At 38.1% G+C, this 23452-nt stretch carries 24 protein-coding genes; 7 read left to right on the top strand and 17 right to left on the bottom strand.

Annotation, left to right across the window (positions count from 1 at the left end):
- Positions 1-51: 51 nt before the first annotated feature.
- Genes fabD through QCQ61_RS02810 form a run of 4 tightly spaced genes read right to left on the bottom strand, consistent with a single transcriptional unit; the run spans position 52 to position 2762 of the window.
- Positions 52-933: an ACP S-malonyltransferase gene (gene fabD, locus QCQ61_RS02825; protein WP_279449203.1), complete on the bottom strand. Its 882-nt coding sequence runs from the start codon at positions 931-933 to the stop codon at positions 52-54.
- 37 nt (positions 934-970) lie between these two features.
- Entirely contained in the window at positions 971-1858 is an 888-nt protein-coding gene (locus QCQ61_RS02820; RefSeq protein ID WP_279449202.1) for a fructosamine kinase family protein, read from the bottom strand.
- Complete coding sequence (locus QCQ61_RS02815) at positions 1843-2328, bottom strand: dihydrofolate reductase (RefSeq protein WP_279449201.1); 486 nt, start codon at positions 2326-2328, stop codon at positions 1843-1845. Before QCQ61_RS02815 ends, QCQ61_RS02820 begins: the two co-directional genes overlap by 16 nt.
- The gene (locus QCQ61_RS02810; RefSeq protein WP_279449200.1) at positions 2325-2762 is read right to left on the bottom strand and encodes a 2TM domain-containing protein; all 438 of its coding nucleotides are present in this window, start codon (positions 2760-2762) and stop codon (positions 2325-2327) included. Before QCQ61_RS02810 ends, QCQ61_RS02815 begins: the two co-directional genes overlap by 4 nt.
- A gap of 88 nt (positions 2763-2850) precedes the next feature.
- Here QCQ61_RS02810 and QCQ61_RS02805 point away from each other — a divergent pair, with 88 nt between their 5' ends.
- Positions 2851-3927, top strand: coding sequence for an aminotransferase class V-fold PLP-dependent enzyme (locus QCQ61_RS02805; protein ID WP_279449199.1), 1077 nt, complete (start codon positions 2851-2853; stop codon positions 3925-3927).
- Here the strand turns inward: QCQ61_RS02805 and QCQ61_RS02800 are convergent, their stop codons facing one another.
- From QCQ61_RS02800 to QCQ61_RS02775, 6 genes are all read right to left on the bottom strand, one after another.
- Positions 3928-4209 carry a DUF427 domain-containing protein gene (locus tag QCQ61_RS02800; protein WP_279449198.1) on the bottom strand — a complete coding sequence of 94 codons (282 nt, stop codon included), beginning with the start codon at positions 4207-4209 and terminating at the stop codon, positions 3928-3930.
- 33 nt (positions 4210-4242) lie between these two features.
- Positions 4243-5214 carry an L-histidine N(alpha)-methyltransferase gene (locus QCQ61_RS02795; protein WP_279449197.1) on the bottom strand — a complete coding sequence of 324 codons (972 nt, stop codon included), beginning with the start codon at positions 5212-5214 and terminating at the stop codon, positions 4243-4245.
- A 33-nt stretch (positions 5215-5247) separates the two neighbouring features.
- Positions 5248-6411, bottom strand: coding sequence for an ergothioneine biosynthesis protein EgtB (gene egtB / locus QCQ61_RS02790; protein WP_279449196.1), 1164 nt, complete (start codon positions 6409-6411; stop codon positions 5248-5250).
- Positions 6412-6511: 100 nt separating this feature from the next.
- Positions 6512-7012 (bottom strand): energy transducer TonB, encoded by a 501-nt coding sequence (locus tag QCQ61_RS02785; RefSeq protein WP_279449195.1) that lies wholly within the window; start codon positions 7010-7012, stop codon positions 6512-6514.
- Between the two features lies 1 nt (position 7013).
- Complete coding sequence (locus QCQ61_RS02780) at positions 7014-7448, bottom strand: energy transducer TonB (protein WP_279449194.1); 435 nt, start codon at positions 7446-7448, stop codon at positions 7014-7016.
- Positions 7449-7470: 22 nt separating this feature from the next.
- Complete coding sequence (locus QCQ61_RS02775; RefSeq protein ID WP_279449193.1) at positions 7471-8295, bottom strand: thymidylate synthase; 825 nt, start codon at positions 8293-8295, stop codon at positions 7471-7473.
- A 142-nt stretch (positions 8296-8437) separates the two neighbouring features.
- Between QCQ61_RS02775 and QCQ61_RS02770 the strand changes: the two genes are divergently transcribed.
- Positions 8438-8797 carry a hypothetical protein gene (locus tag QCQ61_RS02770; RefSeq protein WP_279449192.1) on the top strand — a complete coding sequence of 120 codons (360 nt, stop codon included), beginning with the start codon at positions 8438-8440 and terminating at the stop codon, positions 8795-8797.
- Between the two features lie 2 nt (positions 8798-8799).
- Here the strand turns inward: QCQ61_RS02770 and QCQ61_RS02765 are convergent, their stop codons facing one another.
- The 4 genes from QCQ61_RS02765 to QCQ61_RS02750 form a co-directional block, all read right to left on the bottom strand.
- Positions 8800-10509, bottom strand: a complete 1710-nt coding sequence (locus QCQ61_RS02765) for a NupC/NupG family nucleoside CNT transporter (RefSeq protein ID WP_279449191.1) — start codon at positions 10507-10509, stop codon at positions 8800-8802.
- Positions 10510-10597: 88 nt separating this feature from the next.
- A complete protein-coding gene (locus tag QCQ61_RS02760; protein WP_279449190.1) occupies positions 10598-11221 on the bottom strand; it encodes a bifunctional nuclease family protein in 624 nt (207 codons plus the stop codon).
- A gap of 154 nt (positions 11222-11375) precedes the next feature.
- Positions 11376-12344 carry an electron transfer flavoprotein subunit alpha/FixB family protein gene (locus tag QCQ61_RS02755; RefSeq protein WP_279449189.1) on the bottom strand — a complete coding sequence of 323 codons (969 nt, stop codon included), beginning with the start codon at positions 12342-12344 and terminating at the stop codon, positions 11376-11378.
- A 19-nt stretch (positions 12345-12363) separates the two neighbouring features.
- Entirely contained in the window at positions 12364-13104 is a 741-nt protein-coding gene (locus tag QCQ61_RS02750; RefSeq protein ID WP_279449188.1) for an electron transfer flavoprotein subunit beta/FixA family protein, read from the bottom strand.
- A 231-nt stretch (positions 13105-13335) separates the two neighbouring features.
- Between QCQ61_RS02750 and QCQ61_RS02745 the strand changes: the two genes are divergently transcribed.
- From QCQ61_RS02745 to hemL, 5 genes are all read left to right on the top strand, one after another.
- Positions 13336-14316, top strand: a complete 981-nt coding sequence (locus QCQ61_RS02745) for a pyruvate dehydrogenase complex E1 component subunit beta (protein WP_279449187.1) — start codon at positions 13336-13338, stop codon at positions 14314-14316.
- A gap of 33 nt (positions 14317-14349) precedes the next feature.
- Complete coding sequence (locus tag QCQ61_RS02740; RefSeq protein WP_279449186.1) at positions 14350-16842, top strand: DUF5686 family protein; 2493 nt, start codon at positions 14350-14352, stop codon at positions 16840-16842.
- 102 nt (positions 16843-16944) lie between these two features.
- Positions 16945-17868: a 1-aminocyclopropane-1-carboxylate deaminase/D-cysteine desulfhydrase gene (locus tag QCQ61_RS02735; RefSeq protein WP_279449185.1), complete on the top strand. Its 924-nt coding sequence runs from the start codon at positions 16945-16947 to the stop codon at positions 17866-17868.
- A 1-nt stretch (position 17869) separates the two neighbouring features.
- The gene (locus QCQ61_RS02730) at positions 17870-18706 is read left to right on the top strand and encodes a glucosaminidase domain-containing protein (protein WP_279449184.1); all 837 of its coding nucleotides are present in this window, start codon (positions 17870-17872) and stop codon (positions 18704-18706) included.
- A gap of 67 nt (positions 18707-18773) precedes the next feature.
- On the top strand, positions 18774-20063 hold the full coding sequence (hemL, locus tag QCQ61_RS02725) for a glutamate-1-semialdehyde 2,1-aminomutase (RefSeq protein WP_279449183.1): 1290 nt from the start codon (positions 18774-18776) through the stop codon (positions 20061-20063).
- An 83-nt stretch (positions 20064-20146) separates the two neighbouring features.
- Here the strand turns inward: hemL and QCQ61_RS02720 are convergent, their stop codons facing one another.
- From QCQ61_RS02720 to QCQ61_RS02710, 3 genes are all read right to left on the bottom strand, one after another.
- Positions 20147-20494, bottom strand: a complete 348-nt coding sequence (locus tag QCQ61_RS02720) for a hypothetical protein (protein ID WP_279449182.1) — start codon at positions 20492-20494, stop codon at positions 20147-20149.
- A 94-nt stretch (positions 20495-20588) separates the two neighbouring features.
- Complete coding sequence (locus QCQ61_RS02715) at positions 20589-21017, bottom strand: DUF4890 domain-containing protein (protein WP_279449181.1); 429 nt, start codon at positions 21015-21017, stop codon at positions 20589-20591.
- Between the two features lie 280 nt (positions 21018-21297).
- Positions 21298-23412 (bottom strand): T9SS type A sorting domain-containing protein, encoded by a 2115-nt coding sequence (locus QCQ61_RS02710; RefSeq protein WP_279449180.1) that lies wholly within the window; start codon positions 23410-23412, stop codon positions 21298-21300.
- Positions 23413-23452: the final 40 nt, after the last annotated feature.

Below are 23452 nucleotides of genomic sequence, written 5' to 3'. Positions count from 1 at the left end.
AGCATTGGTGCCGAAGGTTTTAATATTTTATTCCGCAAGGTATCTTAAATTTTATGCCTCGCCTTTTTCAGTTTCGGCATTTCTGTCAATTTTCTTTACCAATCCCTGGAGAACATTGCCGGGACCAACTTCTACAAAATTGGTTGCGCCATCCTTAATCATGTTTTGAACACTCTGGGTCCATTTTACAGGAGCTGTAAGTTGAAAGATGAGATTTTCCTTTATTTTTTTTGGTTCAGTCACAGCAAAGGTTGAAACATTTTGATAAATGGGGCAAGCTGGCTTTTTAAAATGTGTATCTTCAATAGCTGCTGCCAATTCTTCGCGAGCAGGTTCCATCAACGGGCTGTGGAACGCGCCGCCTACTGGCAAAATTAAAGCTCTACGTGCGCCAGCTTCTTTTAAACTTTCACAAGCTTTTTCTACAGCATTAACATCGCCTGAAATTACTAACTGTCCGGGACAATTATAATTTGCGGCAACCACGATTCCAGGAGTATTTGCACATATTTCTTCAACCAAATGATCATCCAAACCTAGAACTGCGGCCATAGTTGAAGGCGTTACTTCACAAGCCTTTTGCATTGCCAAAGCACGTTTGTAAACCAACTGTAAGCCATCGCTGAAGGCAAGCGTTTTGTTGGCCACCAAAGCCGAAATTTCGCCTAAAGAATGCCCAGCAACCATATCTGGCTTAAACTTGCTACCCATCACTTCGGCTAAAATAGTGGAGTGAAGAAAAATAGCGGGTTGGGTTACTTTGGTTTCTTTTAACTCGTCTGCAGTGCCTTCGAACATTATTTTGGTAATGTCAAATCCTAAAATTTCGTTTGCTTGTTGAAAAAGTTCTTTTGCTTTTAAAGAGTTTTCGTAAAGATCTTTACCCATTCCGGTAAACTGCGCGCCCTGTCCGGGAAATATGTATGCTTTCATTTTTAGTTGATTTAGAATTACAAAAATAGGATTAATTCTATAAAAATCGATTTACTATTTGGTTCACCTGCGGTAAATAGCCTGAGCCAAAAATATTTAAATGAACCAATAAATAATACAGTTGCCACAGTGATACACGTTTTTCCCAGCCTTCGTTTAAAGGAAAAATAGCGCTATAATTATAAAAAACTTCTTCCGAAAAACCACCGAAAAGCTTCATCATGGCAAGATCCATTTCGCGCGATGCGAAAGCTACTGCCGGGTCTATTAAAACGGCCTCTCCCTTTTCTGAAATTAAAAAATTTCCGTTCCAAAGATCGCCGTGAATTAATGAAGGAGGTTCAGTCGGGATTTCTTCTGAAATATTTTTATACAATATTTCAAGATTTTTAAAATGAAATTTATGGTTGGACGCTAATTTAAATTGCGGTTCTAATCTTTGTGTAATGTAAAATTCTGAAGCAGAAATACAGATGTTATTTTGCTGCTTTAAACTACCTATATAATTGTCGTGGTCCAATCCAAAATTTTGCTGAGTGGTTTTATGGAGGGTCGCCAGCTTTTCGGCAAATAGGCTCCAAAAATCACTGCGTAATTTACCAACAGAAATATATTCCATCAACAAATAGGAAGTATTTTCGGAAGTGCCGGTTGTCACTACTTCGGGTATGCTAAAGCTTTCCGAGGTTTTAAGCAATTGCAAACCTGCCGCTTCGGCAACAAACATATTGGGAAACTTTGAGGTATTATTATTCAATTTCACAACAAAACGCCCTTGTTTACACTTTAAAAGAAAAACTTGGTTAATGTCGCCCCCAGATAGTGGTTGCGCATCAATTAATTGAAGGTTGTTTTGCGATGCTATTTCAGAAAGTAGTTTTTCCAATTGATACGGGAAAGCAATTAACGCTATTTCTGAATCCAAGTTTCATACGTAAAGGAATACTTATGTTTTTCATCCTTGGCGTGTTCTGTTTTAGAAATTAGCTGCCAATGGTCCTTTGAAAATTCTGGAAAAAAAGTATCTGCATCCTTAAAGGCGCCGTGAACGCGGGTAAGTTCAATTTTATCTGCAAATGGCAGGCCCATTTTATAAATTTCGCCCCCTCCGATAATAAAAGGTTGCGAATCGTTTTTTGAAATTTCAAGTGCATCTTCCATACTGTGCACCACCACTGCGCCCGGTTTTTTGTAGTTTTTATTTCGAGTAATTACCAAATGCGTTCTATTGGGAAGTGGCTTCGGGAACGATTCAAACGTTTTGCGCCCCATAATAATATAATGCGTGGTGGTTAACTCTTTAAAACGTTTAAAATCATCCGGTAAATGCCAAAGCAGCCCATTGTCTTTTCCTAGTTCGTTATTTTCGCCAGCGGCGGCAATCATTGTAATCATTGTACGTCTGGCGGTAAAGGATTGTTTAACTGGTCTTTTTTTGGAGTCGCTGGCGGCGCGGTGGGCAGTTGTAATTCTGTATCTACTTTTTTCTGAAGTTCGGCAATACGTTCGGCTTGTCGGGCTTTTAGTTTTTCAAGTTGCCGATCTTCCCATTCTTTGTCCATAAACTTATTCATCACAAAAACGTTAAAAAGATGTACAAGAAATATAAATGTCCAGATTAAGATAGCCCACACAAACCAGTTTTGGAATAAGGTTTCATTACCGTAACCCAAAACAGGATTAATAATTATTAATAGTACTGAGCCTACTAAAAACAGAACAAAATGGCGCATCAGGTTTTTTTTCTGTTTTATACGTTGGCGCGCGTACTCGTACTGTTCGCGTTGTTCGGCGTCAATTCTTTCGGTTTTTTTAGCTTTTGAAAACATAGTTGGTTACTTTCGTTGAAATTGAACTTTTACTGATGCATTCAGCAATGTAAAAATACCTAAAATTCGCCATTTTGGCCACGCACTTATGGAAGATTTAAAAAAACACTTTCCAGCGCTAAAAACCTGTACGTATTTAAATACTGCTTCAAACGGCGTAATTCCAAAACCAGTTATAGAATGGCGCCGCCAGCACGACTTAGATTTAATGAACCAAGCCAGTGTTTTTCGCGATAAGCACAAACTTCATATTGAACGAATTAGGAAAACCGTTTCTAACTTTTTTGATGCCCGTGCAACTGAAACTGCCCTAATTCCCAATATATCCTTTGGAATAAATAGCGTTTTGGAAGGACTTTTAAAAGGGCAGAAAGTATTGCTTCTTAAAAACGATTATCCGTCTGTAAATTGGCCTGTTGAAACAAGAGATTTTGAAGTTTGTTATGCCGAAATTGATGAACATTTAGAACAAAATATTGAAGAAGCTGTTATAAAGCACAACCCAGATATTTTTATGTTTAGCATTGTACAATGGCAAAGTGGAATTAAAATAGATTTTGAATTTTTAAAACGGTTAAAAAGCTGTTATCCCAATTTGCTAACAATTGCCGATGGTACGCAATATATGGGTGCGGAGAAATTTAGCTTTGCTGAAAACGCCATCGATGTTTTGGGCGCGAGTGCTTATAAATGGCTAAATGCAGGCTATGGTAACGGATTTATTATGGTGAAGAAATCTGTAAGAGAACGTATTTTCCCAAAAACCATTGGGTTTAATTCTGCCGAACGTTTTGAGAGTTTGCCTGCCGAAACTGCTTTTATGAAGCATTTTGAACCGGGCCACCAAGACACCTTAAATTACGGAAGTTTGGAGCAGGCTATATTATTTCAGGAAAAACTGGGAACCGAAAATATATATAAAAAAATAGCATTCCTTTCCACCAAAGCGAGAGCGAGTTTTGCGGCAATGGGGCTTCTAAAGGAAGATACATTGCTTCGCGAAAGGCATTCTTCAATTTATAATTTGAAAGGCGATAAATCGCAGTTTAAAAAACTGAGGGAAAACGATATTATTTGTTCGCTTCGAGGTGGGGGAATACGCGTGAGTTTTCATTATTACAACACCGAAGAAGATTTAGACAAGCTGGTTCGTATTTTAAAATAGCTATTCAACTACCGATACTCCTTTCCAAAATGCCACGTGATTTTTTATGGCTTTGGCGGCGTATTTGGGTTCCGGATAATACCACGCCGCATCTTTATTAACAGCGCCATCTACTTCAATGGTATAATATGAAGCATCGCCTTTCCATGGGCAATGTGTTTTGGTATCACTTTTTTTGAAGTAGGCAGATTTTATTGCGTCTTCGGGAAAATAGTGATTGTTTTCAATAACGACTGTTTTGTCAGATTCTGCAATAATTTTAGTATTCCAAATGGCTTTCATTTATTGTATTGTTTTGGGTTTTTGTAGTTCGTATTACGCTTTTTTGAAAACGTAATTTTTATAATATTCCTGTTCGTCTGTAAACGACGAAACAATTGTTAATCCCGATTCTTGGGCAAGCCAACGCACTATTTTATCGTCGTATTTCTGCGAAATTTCTGTGTGTATGGTTTCCCATTTATCAAAATGTACGGTTAGCTGCAATGCTTCAATTGTCACGTCCATTGCTTCGGTGGCTACTAAAAAGCTTTTAGCTGTACCGGTTTCGGGGTCGTAAACTTCCCAATGTTTAAATTTTTCCGGATTAAAATTACCGCCGAGCTCGCGATTAATTCGAGTTAAGATATTTTTGTTAAATGCTGCGGTTATTCCTTCGGGATCGTTGTAAGCGTTTAAAATTGTCTGAGGTTCTTTTTTTTGATCGAAGCCCATAAAAAGCAAATCGTCCGGGAGCATACTATCTTTCAATTTTGTGAGAAAGTCAATGGCTTTTGGATGTTTTAGATTGCCAATATTGCTGCCTAAAACCATTATTACTTTTTTGCGCTTGTTAAACCCTTTTAACCGTTCTAAAACTTCAAAATATTCACCTACCTCGGCATCTACGGTAAGTGCGGGCATTTCGACAGCTAAATTTTTGGCAAGTAATTCAACAGCATTTTCGCTTATATCAATGGGTTTGTAAATAAAGTTGAAGTTATTTTCAGACATATACTTTAAGAGCAGCTTTGTTTTTTTGCCATCGCCAGCACCTAATTCAATTAAATCGAGACCGTTTTCGCGATCCCGAAAAAGTTCGCCTATTGTTTGGGTATGGTTAGAAATAATTTCAAATTCACAACCCGTTAGGTAGTAATCTGGCATTGCCATAATATCCTGAAAAAGGCTATCGCCCTTTTTGTCGTAAAAATATTTGGAAGAAAGGTATTTCGGAAAACTGGTAAGCCCTTCGGTAACTTCGTTTTTAAAATTTGTGTTGTGTTTCGGTTGCGTTTTAGTAGTCATATATTTTTAGTCGAGATTATTTAGCCAACCTTATTATTTAGCCAACCTTAAACCGGTAAATTGCCACCGTAAGTTTGTTTGAAAAAAATTGCGATAGGTGGCGCGGGTGTGTTTTGGTGAAGTAGCCACCGAGCCACCGCGAAGCACTTTTTGATTTACCATAAATTTACCGTTGTATTCACCAATAGCGCCCGGAGCCTTTGTATATCCGGGATACGGTAAATAGGCGCTTTCAGTCCACTCCCAGCGGCTTCCCCATTTAAAATTTTCTTGGGCGGCTTCCCATTCAAATTCAGTGGGGAGACGGCATTGTTTCCATTGAGCAAAGGCGAACGCTTCAAAATACGATAGATGCGAAACAGGGGCTTGTAAATTTAATTTTTGGAGCCCCATTAAGGTATATTGGTGCCAAACATCGTTAATTTTATGCCAGTACATAGGTGCCGAAATATTATTCAGTTTTACCCAATCTAAACCTTCGGCATGCCATAAGTTGAAATCTTTGTAGCCGTCTGCATTTATAAACTCCAGATATTCGGCATTGGTAATTAATTTATTCGAAATTTTATAATCGTGCAGGAATACCTTGTGGCGACCCAACTCATTGTCGTAACAGAATTCTTCAGAATTATTATGCCCTATTTCATAGATTCCTTCGTTAAATTGAAGCCATTCCTGTTGAAAATTTTGAAGTGGATTTTCGTCAAAAGAATCATTGTATTTGGGCAGTAACGGATTATTTCCCAAAACATACTTTATGTCTGTGGTAAGTAATTCTTGGTGTTGTTTTTCGTGATGGATTCCTATTAGGAGAATTTCTTTTAATTCTTCTGAAATATCTTCGGAAAGAAATTCCTTCATCTCGTTAGTAACATAATGACGATAGTCGTAAACTTTGGCTACTCCAGGCCGCGACAGATTTCCGCGATCATTTCTAATTACTCTTTTTCCTACATTTTCATAGTAGCTGTTAAAAACGAAAGCAAAGTCCTCGTGAAAAAGTTGGTAATCGGGTTTGTGTGGTTTTAAAATAAATTCCTCAAAAAACCAAGAGGTATGGCCTAAGTGCCATTTTGGTGGCGATACGTCTACAATGGGCTGGACCACATAGTCTTCAATCTCCAAGGGTTTGCAAATATCTTCGGTGCGCTGGCGGGTTTCTAAAAAAAATGAAACCAATGTATTTGTTGCTATCATAAAAAAAGTGCCGCATTTTTTTTGACGACACTTTAAATATAAATATTAAAATTGTTTAAGGCTATTTCATTGGCGTTAAACAGTTGTTAAACTGGAATTATTAGTTTTTTCGCTTTCGTTTTTTTTTCTTTTTTTCGTTCTGTGTTGGTGGTTCAATTTTAAACACAATAGGTAATGAATACAATACGCCAACAGCTTCGCCTTTTTGTTTTCCTGGCTCCATTTGGGGGAGGTTGCTTACAACGCGAACGGCTTCGGCTTCAATCTCGGGATGTGCGGCACGGGCGCGTACGCCTACCACATTTCCTTCTTTGTCTATTTTAAATTGAACGGAAACTCTGTAAACATTGGGAGGGAGGTTAAGTGCTTCAATTTTGCTTAAATTAAAATGCATGCTAACAAATTCAGAGATTTTGGTAGACATACATTTTTTTAGTTCCAGATTGGTGTTAAAGTCGCAATCTGGATACACGGGAACTTTTTCAATTACTGCAAACGGCACGTTATCGTTGGTCGCGTGAGATTCAGAAACCTCTTCGCTTTGCGCAAAAGAAAATGCCGAACTGATAATAATCAGAATTGTGAATATTTTTTTGAACATTTTATTTCCCGGTTTTAAATGTAAATGGCACAGTGTATTTAATAGCACGAGGTTTACCGCCCATCATTCCGGGTTTTGCCATTTTTGGAATTGCCATTATATTGCGTTTGGCTTCTTCTTGCAATTCTTTAGTACCTCCAGAAACACTTTTTACATCTACAATTCCTTGTTCGTTTATAACAAACTCTACAATTACTCTACCTTCATCATTGTTTTTGTAGGCGTTGGGAGGGTATTTAAAATTTTTTGAAATATGCGTGGCCAACTGAGTGTTAAAGCAATTGTCGCGCTGGGACACATTTCCTTTTTCACAACCCGGCCAGATGGGGGCTATTTCTTTAAGGGTAATATTGTTTTTACGAACGTCTCCCCATTCTTGTTGTGCAAAAATGGCGGTTGAAAATAGAAAACAAGTTAAAAATAGTAAATTCTTCATTTTGGGGTTTTTGAGTTAAAAATTAGATGGCAACAGCACCTTTAATGTGAGGATGCGGATTGTAATCTACAAGTGTAAAATCATCAAAAGTGAAGCCAAATATATCTTTTACATCTGGATTGAGCAACATTTTTGGCAAAGGCCTAAAATCTCGAGACAATTGAAGCTCCACTTGTTCATAGTGATTGCTGTAAATATGGGCGTCGCCGAAGGTATGTATAAAATCGCCAGCTTTGTAGCCACAAACTTGTGCCATCATCATCGTTAGCAATGCATAAGAGGCAATATTGAAAGGTACTCCTAAAAATATATCGGCACTGCGTTGATAAAGTTGACAAGATAATTTACCATCGGCTACATAAAATTGAAAGAAAGCGTGGCAGGGAGGGAGCGCTGCTTTGCCATTGGCAACGTTTTCTGAAAACGATTTTGAAGTATCCGGCAACACGCTCGGGTTCCAAGCGCTAACGAGCATTCTTCTACTGTCTGGGTTGCTTTTTAGGGTTGTAATTATATCTGAAATCTGATCAATTTCCTCGCTGTTCCAATTGCGCCATTGGTGGCCATATACGGGTCCCAGGTCGCCGTTTTCGTCTGCCCATTCGTTCCAGATTCGCACGCCGTTTTCTTGAAGATATTTTACATTTGTATCGCCATTTAAAAACCACAAAAGTTCGTGAATAATAGATTTTAAGTGAAGTTTTTTAGTAGTAATCATTGGGAAGCCTTCGCTTAAATCAAAACGCATTTGATAGCCAAAAACACTTTTGGTGCCAGTGCCGGTGCGGTCTTGTTTTGCAGAGCCAGTTTGCATTACGTGTTTTAAAAGGTCGTGATATTGTTTCATTTTAAAGCCAAATAAATTAATGGCCTAATGTACTAATAGCGACGCTGATGCTCAAATAATTTTAGACTTGCTTTTAAAATAGTTATCAACGGTTTTAATTTTCAAATCATTTTTTTCTTATTTTTAATTGTAAATCTGCGTTATGGAAAAAAAGTACGAGCTATCAACTGGGATCTTGGAATGTTATCCTTTTCATGCTTTATTTTATTTTAAAGCCACTGCCTTCAATATAGCCGAAGCAAAGGAGCTATCTAAGGCGCTCGATACCCATTATAGGGGCAGAAAATGTGTTGTTATTTCTACCAGAGAATTTACCAAAACTATTAATCCGCTAGTGTATCAAGAAGTGCCTTCAAAAAGTGTTGTAGGCGTTGCAATAGTGTCTAATAGCGAGAATGTTAAAAATGAAGCTATTGAGGAACAAGGTCTTTTTAAGGGTTCCTTTGGGTATTTTAATTGCATTGAAGAAGCCGCAAACTGGGCCGAGACGGTTGTAAACTAAAATTACCCAATTATCATACCCGCGATGGTTGCCGAAATTAGAGAAGCAATAGTTCCGCCTAATAAAGCTTTCATTCCAAATTTTGAAAGTGTTTTTCGCTGTCCGGGAGCTAAAGAACCTATTCCGCCAATCTGAATTCCTATGGACGCAAAATTTGCAAACCCACAAAGCATATAGGTAGCCATAATGATGCTTTTTTCATAGTTGAGATGAAGCGAATTTCCTATGTTTTTAAGTTCGGCCAATTGTATGTAGCCTACAAATTCACTGGCAACAAGTTTTATTCCCAACAATTGCCCCATCATAAACATATCTTCCTTTGCTACGCCAATTAGCCACATTAATGGTGCGAAAATAGTTCCTAAAATTGCCTCTAACGAAAGACTTTTATAATCTGAATTTGCAGCTACCCAATCATTGGCCGTTGTTACACTGCCCACCCATCCCAGGATTCCGTTGAGCATGGCAATAAAAGCTACAAAAACCAAAAGCATCGCACCTACGTTTACCGCCAGTTTTAAGCCTTCGGTTGTTCCGTTGGCAATGGCATCTAAAAAGTTGGAGCCTATTTTTTTTGAAGAAACTTTTACATCTGTATTTATAGGTTCAGTCTGAGGGTATAAAATTTTGGAAATAACAATTGCACCCGGCGCGGCCATTACTGAAGCAGCCAAAAGATGTTTTGCAAACGTTAATCGCAAAGCGGGATCATCACCGCCTAAAAACCCAATATATGCGGCTAGTACTGCTCCAGCAACAGTAGCCATCCCGCCAATCATTACCAGTAACATTTCAGACTTATTCATTTTTTCCAGGTAAGCTTTAATTAAAAGCGGAGCTTCAGTTTGGCCTAAAAAAATGTTTCCGGCAACACTTAAGCTTTCGGCGCCGGAAATATTTAAAAGTTTGGTAAGTAGCCACCCCATTGCCTTAACTACTACTTGAATTATTCCGAGGTAAAAAAGCACCGAAGTTAGCGCAGAGAAAAAGATAATAGTTGGTAAAACTTGAAATGCAAAAATGAACCCGTACGAATTAATGTCTAACATGCCGCCGAATAAAAACTCGCTTCCGGCCTTTGTATAATTAAGAACATTTACAAAAAGTTGACCAACGCTTTCGAAAATATTTTTGATAAAATTCACTTTTAAAACCCCAATGGCAATAAGCAGTTGAAAAGCGAGTCCGATACCAGCTGTCTTCCAATTTATGGCTTTTCTATTTGAACTAAAAAGAAAAGCTATTAATAACAGTGAAATCATCCCTATAATACCACGCCACAAACTATGTACCGTAAAACCTTGGCTGGGAGTAATTTCTGCAGTATTTGCAACCGTTGCAAGTGCCGAAGTAGTTTTGGGGGCTGCAGATGTTAGTTGGTATTTGTAATTATTTTCGGAGAGAGATAGCGTGCTGTCTGTTACTTGTTCAACCCGAAATCTTCGAATACTATCGGCAGGATTATTAAAGAAAAGAACTAATAGATTATTTTGTAGCATGTAGTCGCCACTTGGTGTTAAACTGTCGGCTGCCAAGTGATATTCAAAAGTTCCGTTGTCGAATTTTAAAAAATCCTCTTTAGAATTTATGTTTAGTATAGCGAGACCGTTTTCATCTTTTACTTCTGAAAATTGCCAGGTTTTTTCTATGCTTTGGGCAAAACTATTTCCGAAGAAGAAAAGCGCCAAGGCTACAAGTATAATTTTTTGCATAAATATTAAATAAGTACCAATCTTTTTTTTGCTCTTATTGATCTTCTATAAAGTGTTGTTAATTTACTTTTTAGATGTAGATCTGCAACTATTCCCGTTTAGAAATTTCATCGCGAATGCTTGCGGCTTTTTCGTAATTTTCGTTTTTCACAGCTTCATCTAACATTTTATTTAATTCACTAAGACTGTAATTGGAATAATCTGCACTCGATGATTTTAGCGACTCCCTGTCTTCACCTAGAATTAAATCTTCAATTACCGCTTCTTCCTTTTTTGAAAGCGCTTTTTTGGAAGTTGAAGTTTTTAAGTGGATTCCCGCTTTGTCCAAGATATTTTTATAGGTAAAAATTGGAGCATTAAACCGAAGCGCCAAAGCAATGGCATCGCTGGTGCGCGCGTCTATTATTTCTTCAATTTTATCGCGTTCGCAGATAATGCTGGAATAGAAAACGCCGTCTACCAATTTGTGTATAATAACTTGCTTTACAACAATGTCAAAACGGTCTGCAAAATTTTTAAAAAGGTCGTGGGTGAGCGGTCGCGGAGGGGTAATATCCTTTTCTAGGGCAATGGCAATAGATTGTGCTTCAAAAGCCCCGATAACAATGGGAAGTTTTCGTTCACCGTCAACTTCGTTTAAAATAAGGGCATATGCGCCATTTTGTGTTTGGCTGTATGAAATTCCTTTGATTGTAAGTTTCACTAAACTCATTCTTCAAAAATCAGTTGTAAATATTTATTTCGCGTTGTTCAGTTAAACAATAGACTATAAAAGTAACGAATAAAAAATCAATAAAAAAGGCTGTTTAAATTTGGATGCTTCCTTATCTAAACAGCCTTTTATCGAGGCACAAATTAATAAAAAATTATGCGTTCTGTGCCTTAAATTCTTTTAATTTTTCTGTAAGCTGAGGCACAATTTCGAAGGCATCGCCTACAATACCATAGTCTGCGGCTTTAAAGAAAGGTGCTTCGGGGTCATTATTAATAACCACTTTTACTTTTGAAGCATTAATACCTGCCAAATGCTGAATAGCACCAGAAATACCTATGGCAATGTAAAGATTTGATGCAACAGGTTTTCCTGTTTGCCCCACGTGCTCGCTATGCGGTCTCCAACCCATGTCGCTCACGGGTTTTGAGCACGCCGTGGCGGCACCTAAGGTTTTTGCGAGATCTTCAATCATTCCCCAATTTTCGGGTCCTTTTAGGCCGCGCCCACCAGAAACAACAATTTCGGCATCTGCAATGGTTACGGTATCGGTAGCTTTATCTACGGAAACAATTTCCATATCAAAATCGTGTGCATCGAGGTTTGGAGCAAAGTCTTCAGTTGATGCCGACGTTTCATTTTCTTTTAACCCGTATGAATTTTTACCTAAACCAATTATTTTAATCTCGGTTTTAATTTCTGTTGTGGCGAAGGCTTTGTTCGTAAAAACGCTGTGCTTCACTTTAAATGGTGAGGTGCTCTCTGGTAGTGCAACAACGTTGGGAACAAAACCAGCTTCAAGATTAATGGCCAGGGTTGGCGCTAAAAACTTACTGTTTGCACTCGCCGATAAAACAATAACTGTTGCGTTTTCACTTTTTGCGGCTTGCCCAATGGCATCTGCGTAAGCTTCGCCATTAAATTTATTTAATTTGTCATTAGAAACCTGTAGCACTTTTGAAGCGCCGTATTTTCCTAATTCCGAAGTGTCGTTTGCATTTATGCTAACCGCGGTAACCGAAGTTCCCATTTGGTCTGCAATGCCTTTTGCGTAAGAAACTGCTTCGAGAGCAATTTTCTTTATTTTTCCTTCTTCTGATTCTGTATATACTAAAACTGACATGTTTTTCTTTTTTTGATTCTTAAATTACCTTCGCTTCGTTGTGAAGAAGATTTACTAATTCCTCTACATTATCTACTAATTTCACGGGGCCTTTTGGTGCAGGTTTTTCAAAACTTACGGTGTTTGTTTCGGAACTTGTTTCATCTGCTTCTTTCACATTCAATGGTTTGGTTCTGGCTTGCATTATACCGCGCATATTAGGGATGCGAAGATCGCTTTCTTCCACCAAGCCTTTTTGGCAACCAATTACCAACGGAAGTGATGTTTTTAAAGTTTCCTTTCCTCCGTCTATTTCACGAATTGCGGTTGCTTTTTCACCTTCTACTTCTAGGCCAATACAGGTGTTTACAAAATTGGCACCAATTAGTTTGGCAAGCATTCCAGGTACCATTCCGCCGTTGTAATCTATAGATTCTCTTCCGCCAATAATTAAATCGTAACCGCCTTCTTTGGCAATATTTGCCAATTGTTTCGCAACAGAAAAACCATCGGTTGCCGGGGTGTTTATACGTATTGCTTCATCGGCGCCAATCGCCAATGCCTTGCGCAATGTGGGCTCTGTTTCTGGCCCGCCAACGTTTATTACGTGAACCGTGGCTCCTTGTTTTTCTTTAAACCACATGGCGCGTGTAAGGCCAAATTCATCATTTGGATTGATAACAAATTGTACCCCATTTGTATCAAATTTGGTGTCGCCGTCGGTAAAATTAATTTTTGAAGTTGTGTCCGGTACGTGACTTATACAGACTAATATTTTCATCTTTAAAAGTGTTTTTGGATTGTAAAATTTGAGCCAATTTATAAATTAAGATTATAACCAAATTGCTCGTGTGCGAAGTTAAGAATATATTTCTTTTTTTTGTTATGCACGCATAATAAATTTTGGTTAAAAGTGACTAATTATTATATATACAGATAGTATTTATGCTATTTTTGCTACCCATTCCGATATCTTTTCGGAATATTGTTATTTACATTTCAATTTAAACAAATGAAGACACTACAATTTAGAGAAGCCATACAAGAAGCGATGAGTGAAGAAATGCGTCGCGACGAAACTATATACCTAATGGGCGAAGAAGTTGCCGAGTACAATGGTGCGTACAAAGCCAGTAAGGGAATGCTAGACGAATTTGGCGCAAAACGGGTTATTGACACCCCTATTTCCGAAAACGGATTTTCAGGTATAGCCGTGGGTTCTGCAATGAATGGCAACAGGCCCATCGTAGAATTTATGACGTTTAACTTCTCTCTCGTTGCAATAGACCAAATTATAAATAACGCTGCAAAAATGCGCCAAATGAGCGGTGGGCAATTTAATATTCCCATTGTTTTTCGTGGACCAACAGCTTCTGCAGGACAACTGGCCGCTACCCATAGCCAGGCTTTTGAAAGCTGGTATGCTAACTGTCCTGGATTAAAAGTAATTGTGCCAAGCAATCCTGCCGATGCAAAAGGGTTGCTAAAAAGTGCCATTCGCGATAACGACCCCGTAATTTTTATGGAAAGTGAGCAAATGTACGGCGATAAAGACGAAGTGCCAGAAGGCGAATATTTAATCCCCATTGGTGTTGCCGATATTAAAAGAAAAGGTACAGACGTAACTATTGTTTCTTTCGGAAAGATTATAAAAGAAGCTTACAAAGCGGCCGAAACACTTGCCGAAGAAGGTATTGAATGCGAAATTATAGATTTGCGTACCGTGCGTCCGTTGGATTATCAAGCAATTTACGACTCTGTAAAGAAAACAAATAGACTGGTTATTCTGGAAGAAGCATGGCCTTTTGGTAATGTTGCTACAGAAATAACGTACCAGGTTCAAAATAACGTTTTTGATTATTTAGATGCACCCATCGTAAAAATAAATACGGCAGATACGCCAGCTCCGTACTCGCCCGAATTATTAAAGGAATGGTTGCCAAATAGTGAAGATGTTGTTAAGGCTGTAAAGAAAGTGCTTTATAGAGACTAATTTTGCGCTCGTAAAAAATAGTCCACTACATACATGAAGCATCTTTTAATTTTATTTTTATTGATAACAGGTGCTTCGGTACATTCCCAAACCAAAGTAAGCGGTGTAATTAAAGATGCTACGGATTATCCTGTTGCTTTTGCAAACGTTATTTTTAAAGATTCGCAGGAGGGCACAATCTCTGACGAGAACGGGAGGTTTTATCTTGAAAGCGACAAAAGTTATGATACCGTTGTTTTTTCGTTTATAGGCTTTACCACTAATGAGGTGGAGCTTACTTCGCGCACTACGTATAATATGGAAGTAGTTATGCAAGAAAGCGCCGACGCATTGGACGAGGTAGTGGTGTATGCCGGGAAAACTTCAAAAAAAAACAATCCTGCCCTCGATATTCTTCGAAAAATTTGGGAAAATAGGCGGGAAAATGGTGTTAAAAAATTCAACCAATATCAGTACGATAAATACGAAAAACTTGAATTTGATTTAAATACAATTGACAGTGCGCTTATTAAGAGTAAGATTTTTAAGGGCATGGAATTTATATTTGACCAGACAGATACTTCAAAAATTACCGGAAACACTTATCTGCCCATTTTTATCAACGAAGCCGCTTCCAAAGTTTATGGCGATAATCTTTTGTCTGAAGAAAAGGAAGTATTGCAAGGAAATAAAAATTCAGGTTTTGAAAATAATCAGGCACTTATCGCTTTCGTAAAAGATCTTTATAGCGAATACGATGTGTATGATAACTATCTTAAATTTTTTGATAAAGCGTTTACAAGCCCACTTTCCAAAACGGGTGTAGACGTTTATAATTATGTGCTGCGAGATAGTGCATACCGCGACAATAAATGGTGTTATAATATTGTGTACTACCCCCGCCGAAAAAACGAGTTGACTTTTAAAGGCGATTTTTGGGTAAACGATACTACTTGGGCCATCAAGGAAATAAATTTAAAAGCTTCTAAAAGTGCAAACCTAAACTGGGTTCGCGATGTTTATATTGAACAAGAATTTGAAGTGCTAAACGATTCTACGTTTCTTATTACCCGCGATTATTTTATGAGCGATTTCAGCTTTAGAAAAAAAGAAGAGGCACGCGGCATTTATGGAAAGCGCACCACATTATACGATAATTACATTTTTAATATTCCAAAGGATAAAAAGTTTTACGCCCAGCAAGTAGATCCGTATAACTATGAAGTTTATAATCGTCCCGACGATTTTTGGGAAAAAAATAGAATGGAAAAGTTAAGCAAAGATGAAACTGGCGTCTATAAAATGCTCGACACGCTTAAAACGGTAGGTAGATTTAAAGCACTTTACAACATAGGTGCCACCCTGGCCAGTGGTTATTATGAAGTAAACAATTTTGATATTGGCCCTGTATTTTCAATTTTCGGATTTAATGAGGCCGAAGGAATGCGTATTCGCTTGGGAGGAAGAACCTATTTTGGTCAAAATGATCCTTGGCGACTTGAAGGTTTTGGGGCGTACGGGTTTAAGGATAATCGTTTTAAATATGGTATTTCTGGGAAATGGCTTTTAGATAGAAAATCCCGACTTACAGTTTTTGGGGGAAATCGTCGCGATGTGGAGCAAACAGGCGCGAGTCTAACCAACAGTAATGATGTTTTGGGAAGAAGTTTAGCGTCGTCGTCACTGCTTTCGGTGGGCTCTAACGACAGATTGTCGCGAATTAACTTGAGTACAGTAGGATTTGATATTGAACCTTGGAAGAATTTTATTTTGCGCTTAACTACTTCGTATAGAACATTAAAATCTGCCACCGATACGTTTAGCATAGACTACAAAGTAATGAATGATGGAGTTTTTACTGGCGAAGTAAAGAGCGTGCTTAAACAAGCCGAAATACAGCTTGGGTTCTATTATACGCCAAGAAAGAAAACTTCCGGATACGGTGTGGAACGCACTGTAATTAACGAAGGCGATTTTCCATCTTTTTATGCAGGTTATAGCTATGGTTTAAAAGATATAATGGGAGGCGATTTTGAGTATAAAAAACTGCAGGCACTATACACCCAACCTTGGAATATCGGGGGGCTAGGGCGCTTGCTCTCTACCGTTGAGGTGGGTACTACTATTGGCGCCGTACCATTAAGTTTGTTAAATCCCATACCCGGAAATCAAACGTATTTTAGTCTTTACAATACTTTTACGCAGCTAGATTATTACGAATTTGTTAGCGATACCTATGCGTCGCTTCATTTGCAGCATAATTTTGGAGGCAGAATATTTTCGAGAATTCCATTGTTGCGAAATTTAGATTTACGCGAGGTGGTTGGATTTAGAGCAGTTTATGGTACAATTTCGCAAGAGAATATAAATTTAAATGCCTCTAATATCGTGTATAAAGCCCCCGAAAATATCTACTGGGAGTGGAGTGTAGGCATAGGAAATATTTTTCGGGTTTTCAGACTCGATTTTAACTTTCGAGGTAATTATTTAGACAATATAAATGCTCGTGATTTCGGAGTTACGGGGGAGTTCGGCTTTTCATTTTAGCAGTTGGTCCTACCAAATTTGCAATAAGCAGCAATAATTCAAATAGTTTTTAAAGGTGAAATAGTCGCACTTCAAGTATTTGTAACGGTATATCTTTGTGTTATGAAAAATCTTTCGTTTGCAGAACCCCTTCCCACTACTGAAATAGATCTTTCACTATTTAATATCTCTGGAAATAGATTATTTTTAAAACGAGAAGATTTAATCCATCCATTTGTTTCAGGCAATAAATTCAGAAAACTTAAATACAACCTTCGGCTGGCTGATAAACAAGGATATAAAACGATTTTAACGTTTGGGGGAGCATTTTCAAATCATATTGCGGCAGTAGCGGCAGCTGGAAGAGAGTTAAATTTTAAAACCATAGGCATTATTCGGGGAGAAGAGCTAGAAAGCAAGATTACTGAAAACCCAACCCTTTCATTTGCCAAAAACTGCGGAATGCAATTATATTTTATTTCGCGAGAAGCATATAGACACAAAGCAGAAATTGATTTCATAAACAAATTAAAAACCCAATTTGGCGATTTCTATTTGTTGCCCGAAGGCGGAACCAATGCCTTGGCCGTAAAGGGATGTGAAGAAATTTTAAACGAAAAGGGATTATCGGCAGATTATATTTGTGTTTCCGTAGGTACGGGCGGTACGCTGGCTGGCTTGGTAGTGGCTTCAGAAGAAAACCAACGTGTTTTGGGTTTTTCGGCATTAAAAGGCACGTTTCAGGCGAAGGAAATTTCAAAATTTACTTCAAAAACAAATTTTAAAATTACCGATGCATATTGTTTTGGCGGATATGGTAAAATAGATTTTGAATTGGTTCGTTTTATAAATGAGTTCAAAGAAAAAACAAAAATTCCCTTAGATCCTATTTATACCGGAAAAATGTTGTACGGTATTATGGATCTTCTGAAAAAGGGGCATTTCAAAGAAAATAGCTGTATTTTTGCCGTTCATACAGGCGGTTTACAAGGCATAGCTGGTATGAACCAAAAATTGAAAAAGAAAAACCTACCTATAATTGAATAACATGATTGGCAGAATTATTCCACTTCTCTTACTGTGTATTATTTGTTTTGGCAGTTGTAAATCGAAGAAAACAGCTTCAAAATATAAAAAAAGGCAAAATACGGAACGTGTGGTCCGCGTAAACCAAACGGTTAAAGAAAAGGACACCAAAGCAGAAGAACCTAGCGTTGTAAAAGTACCTGTGAATACACCCTATAGCGAACGTGTAGCAAATTACATTAATGAATTTAGTGGAATTGCCATGGAAGAAATGCTACAATACGGAATTCCTGCAAGCATTACTTTGGCACAGGGAATCTTAGAAAGTGGTGCTGGTGCTGGTGAACTCACAATGAAGGCAAACAATCATTTTGGTATAAAATGCCATAGAGGTTGGGAAGGCGAAAGTGTTTACCACGATGATGATGAGCGCGGCGAATGCTTTAGAAAATACAGCGATCCCAAATATTCATACAGAGATCACTCTTTATTTTTAACCCAGCGCAGCCGCTATCAAGATTTGTTTAAATTGCGAAAAGACGATTATAAAGGCTGGGCAAAAGGCTTGCGAAAGGCCGGTTATGCCACCGATCCAAAATATCCCGATAAACTTATAAGCATTGTAGAACGCTATAGATTGGATCAATATGACGATCAGGTTTTGGGAAAACGTGTAAGTACCGCAGAACCCGACGATACTAAAATTGGAACGTATGCGGTAAAACCCGGTGATACGCTTTACAGTATTTCAAGACGATTTAACCTTACAGTGGAAACCTTAAAACAATACAACGGATTAAAAAATAATGATCTGGCTATTGGGCAAATACTGTATCTACATCCTGTGAAAAATCAATAAGAAAGCGACTTAAGACTGTAGTTTTCTGAAATAATTTCTTTTCATAAGCAATAAACTTTTAATTAAAATGAAATATCAAAGAAGCAGTGCGCTTTTTCAAGAGGCGCAAAAGGTTATTCCTGGCGGAGTTAATTCGCCGGTACGCGCATTTAAATCAGTTGGCGGAGATCCTATTTTCGTTGAAAAAGCGAAAGGGGCCTATATTTATGACGTAGATGGCAATAAACTAATTGATTATATAAATTCGTGGGGTCCTATGATTTTGGGCCACGCCCACGAACCGGTAGTCAATGCCGTTATTGAAAAATCTAAGCGAGGAACTTCCTTTGGTATGCCTACGGAAATTGAAACCGATATAGCGGCACTAGCGGTTTCTATGGTGCCAAATATTGATAAAATTAGATTTGTAAATAGCGGTACGGAAGCTTGTATGAGCGCAGTTAGATTGGCGCGTGGTTTTACGGGAAAAGACAAAATTATAAAATTTGCAGGTTGCTATCACGGACATAGTGATTCCTTTTTAATTCAGGCAGGCAGTGGTGCGATTACTTTTGGGGCACCAAATAGTCCTGGTGTAACTAAAGGCACCGCAAAAGATACCCTGCTTGCTACATATAACAATTTGGCAAATGTTGAAGAAGTAATTGCCGCAAATAAAAATGAAATTGCCTGTATAATTTTAGAGCCAGTTGCTGGAAATATGGGATGTATTCCACCAGCGGCGGGATTTTTAGAAGGCTTGCGTAAACTTTGTGATGCGAACGATATACTTTTAATTTTTGATGAAGTAATGACGGGGTTTAGACTTGCAGCGGGAGGAGCTCAGGAGTTGTTTGGTGTAAAGGCAGATATTGTTACCTTCGGAAAAGTAATTGGAGGTGGACTGCCGGTTGGCGCATTTGCCGCACGAGAAGAAATAATGAATTATCTGGCTCCTATTGGCCCTGTATATCAGGCGGGAACTTTAAGTGGCAACCCGTTGGCAATGGCGGCTGGATTGGCAATGTTAAAAGAATTGAACGAAAATCGAGAGGTTTTTAATTCAATTAATAAAAAGACAGAATACTTACACAAAGGCTTAGAAACAGCTTTAAAAACGGAAAATGTAAAATTTACTATTAATAGGGTAGGTTCAATGATATCGGTACATTTTTCAGAAGTTCCCGTTACAGATTTTGCGTCGGCGGCCCAAGCTAGCAATGAAAATTTTAAAAAGTTTTTTCACGGATTGCTGAATGAAGGAATTTACATTGCGCCGAGTGCTTTTGAAACTTGGTTTATTTGCGATGCATTGAGTTATGAAGATTTGGATGCTACTATTGCAGCATGCCAAAAGGTTGCAAAAAAGCTAAATTAGAGAAAACTGCTTATTTTAAATAGGTGCATAAAAAAGCCCCTTTCTAAACCAAGAAAGGGGCTTTTTTTACTAATAATCAATCACTAATTATTCATTTTAAGCCATTGAGCGTATTGCTCGGCCGTCAATGTTTTTTTCATTGCTTCTTTTAGCGAAGCATCAAATTTTTCTTTATTGGCTTTAACACCTGCGTTGCTAGCATCTTTGCCCGTAACGTGTTTTTGATAGTTAACTTCTTTTGCTACAAGTGCTCTAAAAACTGCGCGGCTTTGATCGCCGTTTAGATTTAATGCTTCTGTAATTTTTGCAGTTTCGGTTTTGGCAATTACCTCTGGTCTGTTAGTATCTTGAGACAATTGCTGCGCTGAGGTTGTTTGAACTCCCAAGAGCATAGTTACGGCAAAGGCAAATACTGTTAGTAGGTTTTTCATTTTAGTTGTTTTTAATTTTTTGAAGTTACTAATGTAACTAATTTGGTATTAACTAAAACAATAATTACGCCAAAAAATACAATTGAAACCGCAATTATTTTTCACCTCTCTTATTTAACGCATTTTTACTCCTCATTTTTCGTCTATTATGTTCTGAGGCTTTTTCCCATTTAGTAAACTGTGCATCGGTAAGAATTTCTTTCATCGCTTTTTTCATTTCAATGCGCTTATCCAGCATTGCAGATTTTGCTTCATATTTTTCTTCATCTGTCATATCCTTTCGGTTTTTTGAACGGTTGGGTTTGTCTTTTTGCATATTTAGCAATAGTTGATTCACCTTTATTTGTTGCGTTTCATTTAAATTCAAATCTAAAGTCAGTTTTTTGGTGTGTAATTCGGCTCTTTGTTCAGGGGTTAAGTTTTCCCGTAACTGTTTGCGGTGTTCAGGTCTATTATCGTTTTTGTTTTGTGCACTTATGGCGAAGGTTGCAAGCGCCATAAAAATAATCATTGCTTTTTTCATCTGTATAATATTTATTGTTACATAAGTATGACCTTCAATTTTTATATTAGTTTAATTTACTATAAATATAATCTTAACTCACTCAAACGGCAGGTTCCCTAAAAGTGGTTTTTAAATGTTAGATATACTGAATAGGTTTATGCAATAAATGGTTGCTGATCATAATTCTCGCGCCGATGCGAGGCCACTTATGCCAAAAAGGAGGATAATTTGTGTTCAGTGATATTCATAAAAAAGAGCCGTAGAAATACGGCTCTTTTCATTTTAAAAACAGTACTAATTATTTTACAACGAAGCGCAATACTTTGTTGTAATCGTTAAACTTGAGTATATATACTCCCAAGGACAGATCTTGAATATTAATGCTGTTATTATCGGCATTTACAATTTGCTGTTTCACTTTTTGGCCTAACATATTATAAATTGCAATAGTGTATTCTTGGGTTAAGTTTGCCAATGAAATAGTTTGATCTGCTGGATTTGGATAAAGCGACACGCCAAAAAATTCGTTGTCATTCACTCCTGCAGTAACGCAAGGGGTTGGGGCAGTACCAGCGTTATTTTCATCATAATTACAATCAGCAGCGTCTGAAAATGCAGCGGTAAGTTCTATTGTGCCACCATCTGCTGCAAAAACAACATTAGTGAACGTATGCGACGTAGTTAAACCTGAGGTAGATACTGAAGCCGTTCCGTCACCCGTTAAATCTAAAGTTCCTGTTGCTGGCGGGTTTACGAAGGTTACAGTTACATCAGCAGTAAAAAAATCGTCACTGCCATCTGTCGGGGTGCCATTATCGTTGCAAGGCGAAAGATTTGAGGTTTGAATACCCGAGATGTCGCAAGCGTTTGGATCGCAAACATAGTTTGGCAATACATAGCCTCGCGCTGTAAATCTGTCTGTAAAGGCATCAATTTCTGCACAACTGTAATTCATATCTATGGCAGCTTGTCTTACAGCGATCGCAGCGTTTTGTTGATTGGTGTTGCTATTGGTCATGGCAAGGCCTTCCCAAACTGCGGCGTCCATTTTTTCTCTTCCAATTATTTCCCAAATTTCGAGTAATACGGAGGACCATATTTGACCATCAGTATGAATTGAACCCGTTAGGCCACCCGGATACATTGCACCATAATTGGTTACGCGGCCATTCCAAAATGGATTGTGTCCGTCCCAACCAAACACCCAAAAGTATTGTGGGTCTGTAATATCCCAAAAACCTGTACTTCTTTTATAACTATTAGCCCAATAATCGCCAGTTCCTTCACTTAGCCCATTAACCTGACTTAGATTTCCGTTAGTAGCAAAGTCGTGAAGACCATGACCCAATTCGTGAAGCACAACGTCCATATCTTCGGCGTCGTCAATTCCACCTTCCCCAAATTGAAGACTTCCTGCGCTGTAAAATGAATTGTCTGCTCCGTTGGCACCATGTGGATCATAACGCATTACGCCACCATTGTAAATTGATACCAAAGGAATTCCTAAATCATCATTAATATATCGAAAACTCTTATCAATATGGTGATAGCAGTTTGCAGCTTCAAAACCTTGTTGGTCTCTTGTAAAACTGAAATCTGAATTTGTTTGTAAAAACAATCCCGTGGAGGGGGAGCCAAGTTCGGCTATTTCGGTATAGGGGCCTTTAAGTCGGTAGTTGGTGCCGTCAAATTGAATATCAAATAAGGTTACTGCGGTTCTTGCCGCATCGAGATCTGGGTTTGTAGCGTCGCCGTTGTCGGAGTAATTTCCGCCGTAAACGTTACCAGTTTTAGTAAGTGGATCCGGATCAAAAACCATTGCTGTACCATTAACCAAAGTTGTGGGAGTTACAGTGTTTGAGGTGTGTTTACCATTCTTTTTATGATAAATTGCAATATCTCGGGTGCTTAAAACAGTGCCAGTTGTGGCATCTATAATTGTTTCCCAATTTCCCATTCGGAATTCAGACATCGTAGTAACCCTATAAACCAATTTGCTGTCGCCAAGTTTATTATATACGTAGAGTTTTACTTCTTTTTGAGAAATATACCCTTCAATATTCAGTGCAGATTTTGCAATACGTAAGGCGTCTTCTTCAGATATTGAAGGTGTTGTGGCAATACTCGCCACCGAACTGTCAAAAGTACTTGCGTGGTAAGTTACTTGGTTTTTGTTTGAAACGTGAACCGCAACTGAAGAATCAAAAACTTCTACCCCATTTACTGTATGTTGGTATCGGAAAGTTGCTCCCGAAGGACCTATGTGGCTATTTTTTAATTGAAAGTTTTGATTGGTTTTGTTGATGGGCATATTATTGTCCATCCAAGTTTGGGCAACACTTTCCTTGCTGCTTTGGGCAAAGAAAACTTGTGTAAACACCAAAATTAGCGAAGTGAATAAAAGTTTTTTCATAAAATTAGGTTTAAAAAGCGTGAATAGATTGTCAAATGTA

Source organism: Aequorivita marisscotiae (assembly GCF_029814825.1).
GTDB classification, from domain to species: domain Bacteria; phylum Bacteroidota; class Bacteroidia; order Flavobacteriales; family Flavobacteriaceae; genus Aequorivita; species Aequorivita marisscotiae.
This window is presented reverse-complemented; position numbering and strand designations above follow the sequence as displayed.